At 44.0% G+C, this 9,295-nt stretch carries 8 protein-coding genes, 1 rRNA gene and 2 pseudogenes; all 11 read left to right on the forward strand.

What is annotated here, in order from left to right; all coding sequences use genetic code 11:
* The coding region (locus tag JL57_RS07230; protein ID WP_034141387.1) for an RNA-guided endonuclease TnpB family protein at nt 1–879 on the forward strand (879 nt) is incomplete at its 5' end.
* A 309-nt stretch (nt 880–1,188) separates the two neighbouring features.
* A complete protein-coding gene (locus JL57_RS07235; RefSeq protein ID WP_034141388.1) occupies nt 1,189–1,608 on the forward strand; it encodes a C-GCAxxG-C-C family protein in 420 nt (139 codons plus the stop codon).
* Nucleotides 1,609–1,626: 18 nt separating this feature from the next.
* A pseudogene (locus JL57_RS07240) lies at nt 1,627–2,801 on the forward strand (FAD-binding oxidoreductase).
* Nucleotides 2,802–3,062: 261 nt separating this feature from the next.
* A complete protein-coding gene (locus JL57_RS07245; RefSeq protein ID WP_291299802.1) occupies nt 3,063–3,473 on the forward strand; it encodes a nitroreductase family protein in 411 nt (136 codons plus the stop codon).
* Nucleotides 3,421–3,804: an iron chaperone gene (locus JL57_RS07250; RefSeq protein WP_291299804.1), complete on the forward strand. Its 384-nt coding sequence runs from the start codon at nt 3,421–3,423 to the stop codon at nt 3,802–3,804. The genes JL57_RS07245 and JL57_RS07250 overlap by 53 nt, the downstream gene beginning before the upstream one ends.
* Before the next feature lie 57 nt (nt 3,805–3,861).
* Nucleotides 3,862–5,244: an ABC transporter ATP-binding protein gene (locus JL57_RS07255; RefSeq protein ID WP_034141390.1), complete on the forward strand. Its 1,383-nt coding sequence runs from the start codon at nt 3,862–3,864 to the stop codon at nt 5,242–5,244.
* A gap of 1 nt (nt 5,245) precedes the next feature.
* On the forward strand, nt 5,246–6,994 hold the full coding sequence (locus JL57_RS07260) for an ABC transporter ATP-binding protein (RefSeq protein ID WP_034141391.1): 1,749 nt from the start codon (nt 5,246–5,248) through the stop codon (nt 6,992–6,994).
* 169 nt (nt 6,995–7,163) lie between these two features.
* A complete protein-coding gene (locus JL57_RS07265; protein WP_034141392.1) occupies nt 7,164–7,715 on the forward strand; it encodes a LemA family protein in 552 nt (183 codons plus the stop codon).
* A gap of 56 nt (nt 7,716–7,771) precedes the next feature.
* Nucleotides 7,772–8,509, forward strand: a complete 738-nt coding sequence (locus JL57_RS07270) for a YgcG family protein (protein WP_291299803.1) — start codon at nt 7,772–7,774, stop codon at nt 8,507–8,509.
* 1 nt (nt 8,510) lies between these two features.
* Nucleotides 8,511–8,600: pseudogene (locus tag JL57_RS33780) on the forward strand (acetyltransferase); the annotation flags it as partial.
* A gap of 431 nt (nt 8,601–9,031) precedes the next feature.
* Nucleotides 9,032–9,295 (forward strand): 16S ribosomal RNA (locus tag JL57_RS07275); the annotation flags it as partial.

Below are 9,295 nucleotides of genomic sequence, written 5' to 3' on the forward strand. Positions count from 1 at the left end.
GAAAAGACCGATTGCATTGTCTTTTCGAATGGCCGAAATGAAGAGTCTTTGGTGATTAAACGACCCAAACATATTCCCTTTACGTCTATCCATTCGGCCGAAATCGTTTGGGCTTACAATCAATATTGGCTTCACCTAGCCATCGAGAAACCAAAGTTAATCACCGTTACAGACTCCGGCATCGCCGGGGCTGATCCAGGGGAGATTCATGCGTTGACTCTAACGGATGGAAAAGAACACCTTATTCTCACCGCGCGAGAACTTCGGTCGTTGTATCAATTAAGAAATAAAGTCTTAGCTCAGCTTTCGAAAAAGATATCCAAAAAGCGTAAAGGTTCCAAGGCCTTCTGGAAACTGGTTCGTAGGAAACAAAATTTCTTAGCTTGGATTTCCAAAAAGGTTGACTATGCCCTGCATTGTCTCTCCAAAATGGCCATCGATTGGTGTGTCAAACGTGGAATTAAGAAACTATACTTAGGAAACCCTGATGGGGTTCAAAAAAGCTCGCATAACAAGCGTTCACGTAACGTGAATCAAAAACTTTCGAATTGGCCGTTCGGTGAACTCCGAAGAATGCTGGAGTATAAAGCCAAACGTCATGGGATTATCCTTGAGAAAATCAATGAGGCCTATACCTCGGGAACCTGCCCTGTCTGTGGGACCTTCACCAAACAACATTCAAGGAACTATGGTTGCCCAGCGTGCAAAGCAACCGGTCATCGAGATGTTGTCGGAGCGTCCAATATTCGAAATAAAGGCATGGAGGGAGAGATCACCGCAGGCCGAGAAATGCCCAAGTATCAAGAAACAAAGTATCGTCGAGTCGAAGTGTGTCCGCATCTTCGACAGTGGCGTAGCGCCCATGACCGGGCCGCGTGATGGATGTTAGACCATCACGTGATGAACTGGAGTGAACGTAAGACCTAGAGGCTCTGGCTGAAGGGCGGTTCTCAATGAAGGTTTAGAATCCCCCTCCTCTTAGCCCTTCGGCGTAGGTGGGGGAGTGTTCAAGCAAGTACGTCCTTAATAAAATTATAGACCCTCCACTTAAGTGGAAGGTCAATATCTCTTAGAGAAATATTTTAGTAATTTACTCTAGACAACTGCATTTAGTTGTAACCACTATAGGTGGTTCCTTTTCTTGAAGGTTAATTCTAAATGCGGTAAATTCTTTTTTAGGAGTTAAATATGCAATATCGCGAGTATATTAACGAAAGAGTTCACAGTCTTTATTGGAAAGAGGATTTGAACTGTGCTATTACTTCATTACTGATTTTTTCGGAAATATTTAAAATTGATTTAGACCTCCAAATTCTTGATGCAGCAATTGGAATGCCAGGAGCAGGTAGGTATGGAGCTCAGTGCGGATTAGTTACAGGATCATTAATGTTTATCGGAATTAAAGGAAAAGAAAATGGACTAGAACATGAGGCTATAGTAGATAAATGCCATAACTTTGCCAAAGACTTTGAAAAAGAATTTGGAAGTTTAAATTGTAGAGATCTACGGCCGGAAGGATTTAAGCCAGACAATCCGCCACATTTGTGTGAAGAGATAACCAAGAGGGCAATTATGTTCACGCTAAACATTTTAGCAGCCAAAATTTGAGCAGGCAGGTGGAACATAATGAACATCAGTACTGAACATCATAATGCGGATATTATAATTATTGGTGCTGGTATTATTGGCTTAAGCATTGCTTATCATATTCTGGAGGCAGATCCCAAACTATCGATCACTATATTGGAAAAGGAGAAAATACTGGGCTTGGGTTCTACCGGCAAAGGCACTGGCGGTATCCGCTATCAATTCAGCAGTCCCCAGCTTTTCGGCGCCTAAGTCTTCTCAGTAGAGATTTCTTCCGTAATTTCGAGTCGGCTTTTGATACCCCAATTTGGTACGTAGAAAAGGGGTATTTAATGTTGGCCGCTAATAAGGTATTGTGGAATCATTTGCAATTGACAACGGAACATGCTGAGTCAGAAAGCATCCCTATGAAGTTCTTAAACCATCAAGAACTACTAAGCAATTTCCCATATCTCAACAGAGACCGCTTCCTGGGGGGAACATTATGCCCGTGGGATGCCTATGCTGACCCCATTGCCGTTTTGGCAGGACTTTATGCAGCGGTGCGCCGTCAAGGTGCTGAGGTTCATTTCGGCCGGGAAGCTAGAAAAATCATTCATCATGGAGATACTATTAAAGGTGTCCAAACCAAGCAAGGCACGATTTGGTGCCCACTCATCGTGAATGCGGCCGGTCCGTATGCTGCCCAGTTAGCTGCAACGGCAGGGATTGCGCTTCCTGTGCAGCCCTTCCGCCGGCAAGTTTACGTATGTACCAACCCGAAAGATGTGCCAAAGGCTACGCCCACGATTGTGGATTTAGCCTCCGGTTTTTATTTGCATCAGGAAGCTAGCGGCAAGACGGTATTATTGGGGGGAACCGACAAAGACACCTGGCCTGGATTGGCAGAAGTGGTTGACAAATCTGTAGCTGAAGATTTTTTTGGGGCTGCGATGGAAACAATCCCCTCCACCATCGATATAAAATGGCTGCGTACCTATACGGGAATTTGTGAACAAACTCCTGATTTTCATCCGATTATTGGCGAAGCAATGGAATTGAAAGGATTCTTTTTGGCTAACGGGTTCAGCGGGCACGGCTTTATGCACGCTCCTGCCGCTGGGCGAATCATAGCAGATTTGATCTTGAACGGCAGAACTGAGCTGATCGACGTTAGTTTATTCCATCCCGAGCGATTTGCCAAAGGTCGCCTTATAGAATCCTATATTTTTTAGAAATAGTAAAATCGCACCTTGAAAGCCTTGCATTCCCAATGCTCTGTCACGCAAGAGTCTCGAGTCAGCAGGTATGATTGCCACATCCATAGGGTATGAAGCTATACTAAAGGGCAGAGAAACTCTGCCTCTGCGAACCGGGAATCCTCCTGGTGAGTTGGTTGAAAGTTAAGATCCTTTTTCTGGTCAAGATTATTTAAGATAATAATGCCTAAGAGCTAGGGCAGACTAAAAAGCAAAACGATAATAGGGGTTGAATTCATGGACTCAATAGGACAACAGTTTATCAAACAAACAAAGCATAGTAATCTTGGTCCATCAGATCAGTCTTCTGGCAAGCCTCAACCACCAATCCAATTGGAATACGACAAGAGTCAACCGGTCGTTAAGCTACCCAAACCCAGTGAAATAATAACCGAGTTCGTAGATGTTCGAACAGTCATTGAACAACGAAAAAGCATCAGGCGTTATTCCAATATACCGTTAACGATGGATCAACTTTCTTATCTGTTATGGTGTACTCAAGGAGTTAAAGAGGTTTTCCAAGGAACAGCAACCTTGCGAAACGTTCCTTCGGCAGGGGCTCGCCATGTGTTTGAAACTTATTTGCTCATTAATAATGTCGATGGAATTACCCCGGGGTTATATAAATATTTTAAAATTCCCTCCTGAGATTCAGGAAATACTTAATGCGTTAAGAAAAGTTATCAAAGAGTCTGCGCCTGATGCAAAAGAAAAGATAAGCTATCAAATGCCTACTTTTGAGTTACATGGAAATCTGGTGCATTTTGCTGCTTTTAAAAATCATATCGGATTTTATCCAGCCCCCAGTGGCATTGAGGCATTTAAACAGGATTTATCGGAATATAAGGGAGCAAAAGGGTCAGTACAATTTCCTATAGATAAGCCACTACCATATCCACTAATAAGTAGGATCGTTAAATTTAGAGTTGCTGAGAATATAAAAAGGCAAGCGGAAAGTAAATTAAAAAAGAAAAAATGATTGCAAGTTCTACTGAATGATTGTTGTATTGGTTGATTAGATTTGAGGGAAAAGCAGATGCTTCTTTTTAAAGAGTTAATGTGGTTCTTTAAGCAAGAAAAGAAAAGCTACGGGATAGGGATTTTAGTTCTGATCTGCGTAGCTATTATCAATTTGTTTCCACCCTATGTGGTACGAGTTATCGTGGACGGAGCCAGCAAAGGAAATCTGACCCAAGGAAGCTTGCTCAAATGGTCTTTGCTTCTTTTGGCTGCTGGGTTAACAGCTTACAGTTTGCGGTATATCTGGCGTTTGCTAATTTTCGGTGCTTCGAGTCGGCTCGGGAGGTTGCTTAGGAAGCAGCTCTTTGAACATTTTATACGTTTATCGCGGCAGTTTTATCAGCAGCATCGAACCGGAGATTTAATGGCCCATGCCACTAACGATATTCAAGCGATAGAAATGACCGCTGGGATGGGGGTTTTGACTCTTGTCGATTCCCTGACGACAGGGAGTCTGGTTGTCTTTTCCATGGCCTTTTTTATCAGTTGGAAACTCACCCTCATAACCTTACTGCCTATGCTGGCATTTGGCTGGCTCTTTAACATCCTAGAACGTGGACGGGCGTCTTATGGTCGAGTAAATTTGTTGCTTAATGTTAAAGACGAAATCTATGACCAGGAGGGGGCTGTGGACAGGGTCCCCAGCGGACAAGTAACCTATGAGATGGCCTCATTCTCTTATCCAGGGACTCAATCATTGGTTCTTGAAAAGATTGACGTCGTAGTCAATCAGGGGCAAACCCTGGGCATTGTCGGAAGAACGGGGAGCGGGAAGACTACTTTTTTTCGTCTCCTCCTGCGGGAGTTTGATCTTTGCGGGGGAGATATTAAGATTGGCGAACTGTCGATTTATGACCTAAGGCTAGAATCCTTGCGACAAGGGATTGGCTATGTTCCTCAGGATCACTTCCTGTTCTCCACGACGATTGCAGAGAATATCGCGTTTGGCAAACCAGAAGCAACCTTGGAGGAAATCCAAGCGGCCGCGGATATAGCTGCCATTCACAAGGATATCCTGCATTTTCAAGATAAATATGGCACCTTGGTTGGAGATCGGGGCGTAACCCTTTCAGGCGGGCAAAAACAGCGAATATCTATTGCACGGGCCCTCTTACTCCAACCAGAAATTCTTATTTTAGATGATTCACTGTCGGCTGTGGACGCCAAAACAGAAAAGGCCATTTTACAGGGCTTAAAAGAAAAACGGTCCCAAAAGACAACGCTGATTTCCTCTCATCGATTGAGTGCTATTGAACACGCGGACTTGATCATAGTTATTGAGTCTGGGAAAATTACTGAACAGGGCTCTCATGCCGAACTCATGGCAGTCGAGGGATGGTATGCTTCCACTTACCGAAGTCAGCAGTTAGAATCTCTGATTGAGGAAGGGGGAGCATGACATGGTAATCCGACGCTTACTTAACTATCTCAAACCCCACTACAAAGCCTTAAGTGTTGCTTCGGTAATCTTACTTGTAGCCACCTTCGCAGATGTTGTCGGTCCGATCCTAGTCAAGATCTTTCTCGATCGTCATTTAATGCCGCGTTCCTTCGAGTCCCGGGATCTGGTGCTCCTGGGAGGCGGGTATTTAGGCCTTCATATTCTTTCAGTAGGGCTACACTATTATCAGCTGGTCAGCTTCAATCAGATTGCACTGAAGGTGATTCAACAATTACGAGTGGATGTCTTTAATCATGTTCAAAGCCTTGGCCTTGTGGTTTTTGACAAAACTCCTAGCGGGGCCTTGGTCTCACGGATTACAAATGATACGGAAGCGATCAAGGAGTTATTCGTTGGTGTTCTTGCGACCTTAGTGCAAAATCTTATTTTTCTAATTGCTATCTTTATTGCCATGTTTAGTCTAGATGTTCGACTAGCCACGTTTTGCCTTGTCTTGCTTCCTGTCATTCTTGGCTTAATGTATATGTACCGACGGTTGAGTACGAAAGTTTACCGGACTATGCGAAAAGAACTGAGTCTCCTCAATGCTAAATTAAATGAATCCATCCAAGGGATGAATATCGTCCAGGCCATGCGCCAAGAAAAGCGCTTCCAGCAAGAGTTCGGTGTGATAAATAACGCCTATTATCGGGCAGCAATCAATAACATCCGCTTAGAAAGCCTGTTTGTTCGACCGGCAGTTGATTTAATTTACACCTTTGCCCTTGTTCTTGTGTTAGACTTCTTTGGGTTTCAATCCCTGAAAGGACCCATTCAAATTGGAGTACTCTATGCCTTCATTAACTATCTAGATCGCTTCTTCGAACCCGTTAATATGATGATGCAGAGGTTGTCTCAAGTTCAGCAATCGTTGGTTGCAGCCGAACGGGTCTTTGAGATTTTGGATGATGAGCGTATGACTCCTATGACTGGCAGAGCCACTGAGCCTCTCTCAATTCTAAATGGCCAGATCGAATTTAAGGAGGTTAGTTTTTCTTACAACGGTTCATCTGACGGTCGATCCGATGTTTTGCAAAAGATTAGTTTCATCGCTTATCCAGGACAGACCGTGGCCTTAGTAGGGCATACTGGAAGCGGTAAAAGCACGGTTGCCAATCTCCTCATGCGTTTCTATCCGGTTACTCGTGGCGAAATCCTCATTGATGGGGTCAATTTGTCTGAGTTCTCTGATGAAGAGTTGCGCTCGAAAGTTGGGCTAGTGGCTCAAGACCCCTTTTTATTTTTCGGAGATATCACCAAAAATATTTCGCCTTCTAGGCCTTCAGTGACTAAGAAAGACGTAGAAGCAGCGGCTGCATTTGTTCAGGCTGATGAATTCGTTCGAAAGCTTCCGAAAGGATTTGAGGAACCGATTGGAGAGAGGGGGGCGACTTTGTCGAGCGGTCAGCGTCAACTTATATGTTTTGCTCGGACAATGGCTGGTAAACCGAAAGTCCTTGTCTTGGATGAAGCAACAGCCAGTGTAGATACGGAAACCGAAGAGGCCATTCAAACGGCCTTAGGAAAAATGCGCAAGGGGCGTACAACGATTGCGATTGCTCATCGCCTTTCTACGATCCAGGATGCTGATCTTATTTTGGTCCTTCACAATGGGAAAATCGTAGAAAGGGGTACGCATACTGAACTTTTGGTTAATGAAGGGATTTATCACAAAATGTTTATGATGCAGCAGGGAGCAATGGGGTAGTAGATAGTGGTGTTCGTATAGAATGCAGACAATCTCCTTACACCAAGAAATTCAGTGCAACTTGGGAGAAACTTCAGGATCTTTGGTATCGAGTTGTTTGTGCTCAAATCTAATGTTAAACTAGAGGTGAATTTGGGTAGAACTAATTAATAGGAGGAGGCGTGCTTTGATGAAAAAATGGATAGTTCCAGTAGGTATAATTGTCCTTCTGGTAGTGATGATGATCTCTGGTTACAATAATCTTGTAAGGACCTCGGAAAGTGTTAATGGAAGTTGGAGCCAGGTTCAAAACCAATTGCAGCGCAGAGCAGATTTGATTCCTAATTTAGTAGAGACCGTAAAGGGATATGCTTCGCAGGAAAAAGAAGTTTTTACAGCGGTTGCTGAAGCAAGAGCAAAATTAGCCGGTGCTGCAACTGTAGGAGATGCAGCTCAAGCTGACCAGGCATTAACTGGTGCTCTAGGAAGATTATTAGCCATATCCGAAAGTTATCCTCAGCTCAAATCGGATGCAAACTTTCGGACCTTACAAGATGAGCTAGCCGGGACAGAAAACCGCATTGCTACCGCTCGGATGGACTATAACAATTCTGTTGAGAGCTACAATGCCAAAATCAAGACGGCTCCAACAGTACTTTATGCCGGAATCTTTGGCTTCGAACAAAGAGATTACTTCAAACCGAATACCAATGTAAACAACGTCCCAGCGGTTAACTTTTAAAGTAAAGAAGGTTTTAACGAAGGGAATGAAGCCCTATGAAGAGGATACCCCTTCTTGTGCTGTTAGTTTTATTTTTACTCACGATAGCATCTCCCTTAAGGGCGGACAACCATCCCATCCCTCGGCCGAGCAGTGAATTTTTCGTTTTAGATCAGGCTAACGTTTTGGATCAAACTACGGAACAAATGATTGTGCGAACGTCTGCCGCTCTGGAGCAAAAAACGAAGGCTCAGATCGTGGTCGTCACGGTTAAAAGCCTGAACGGAACATCACCTGAGGAACATGCCTTAGCTATCTTGCGGGGATGGGGGATCGGTGATGAAAAATTGAACAATGGACTGCTCATTCTTGTGTCTCCAACGGATCGAGCCTCTAGGATTGAGGTCGGTTATGGGCTGGAAGGAGCCTTGCCGGATGCCAAGACGGGTCAAATTCAAGATGAGTATATGATCCCGTATTTTCAAAAGAATGATTATGATCAGGGGATTCTGAATGGATACAGTGCCTTAGCTCTTGAAGTGGCTAAAGAGTATCAAGTAGCCTTAGAAATTAATTCGCCACAAGCGTTACCCGATACATCTTCGTCCACAACGGATGAGCCCCTGCCAACTTGGGCTAAAGTTATTTTCTTTATCCTGATCATCCTGTTGTTTTGGGTTGATCAGCGCTTGTTTAACGGTTTCTTCTTCGGCTTGATATTGGGAATGTTATTCCGGGGCAGAGGCGGCGGTGGTGGCGGATTCGGTGGCGGTGGTGGTTCAGGTGGAGGCGGAGGAAGCTCCAGGCGTTGGTGAACACCATTATGAATTCTTAGGGGACAAATTAATAATCGGCAAGTTCTGTGCAATTGCCCAAGGTGTTAAAATAATTATGAACGGTGCAAACCATAAATTGAAAAATAACAGTTGACAGCACATGCTAAAGGGTGTATTCTTACTGAGCGCCTAAAAACGCACAACGACTGAAAAGCAAACGAGTAAAAGCTCCGAACTTTTCAATTTGAGATGAAGCAAATTAGTGGTTGACAACTGAAGTTGTAAATGCTAAGATATGTATCCGGCCCAAATGAGCTAAGATGCACAGTGATCGAAATGTAAGGAGTCAAGGCTTCAAGCTGCTTGATCGGAACTGAAAATTAGTTGTTGACAACGAGAGTTGGAAATGCTAAAATGTAAATCCGGCCGCAAAATGGCTAAGGAAAATTAATGGTCTTTGAAAACTAAACAACAAGGACAGCCAATGAGAGAAACTCGAAGGAGTTTCAAAATAAATCATGAGCGAATCATCTTCTTCAATAGTAGAAGTTTGAATAACTTTTTTTGGAGAGTTTGATCCTGGCTCAGGACGAACGCTGGCGGCGTGCCTAACACATGCAAGTCGAACGGCCTACTCGAGGTTCGATATTCGAGGTTCGAGGTTCGATTTAAGGTAGTTTGTGTGGTGTAAAAGACCATAAAGACTACTTGGGTCGAATATCGAATATCGAATGTCGAACTTCGTGGGCAGTGGCGGACGGGTGAGTAACGCGTGGGTAACCTACCCATAAAGCCGGGACAACCCTTGGAAACGAGGGCTAATAC

It is taken from the genome of Desulfosporosinus sp. BICA1-9 (assembly GCF_000802135.1).

Coding starts and splice junctions, on each gene's coding strand:
- JL57_RS07235 (WP_034141388.1), top strand. CDS start 1,189: ATGCAATATCGCGAGTATATTAACGAAAGAGTTCACAGTCTTTATTGG.
- JL57_RS07245 (WP_291299802.1), top strand. CDS start 3,063: ATGGACTCAATAGGACAACAGTTTATCAAACAAACAAAGCATAGTAAT.
- JL57_RS07250 (WP_291299804.1), top strand. CDS start 3,421: ATGTCGATGGAATTACCCCGGGGTTATATAAATATTTTAAAATTCCCT.
- JL57_RS07255 (WP_034141390.1), top strand. CDS start 3,862: ATGCTTCTTTTTAAAGAGTTAATGTGGTTCTTTAAGCAAGAAAAGAAA.
- JL57_RS07260 (WP_034141391.1), top strand. CDS start 5,246: ATGGTAATCCGACGCTTACTTAACTATCTCAAACCCCACTACAAAGCC.
- JL57_RS07265 (WP_034141392.1), top strand. CDS start 7,164: ATGAAAAAATGGATAGTTCCAGTAGGTATAATTGTCCTTCTGGTAGTG.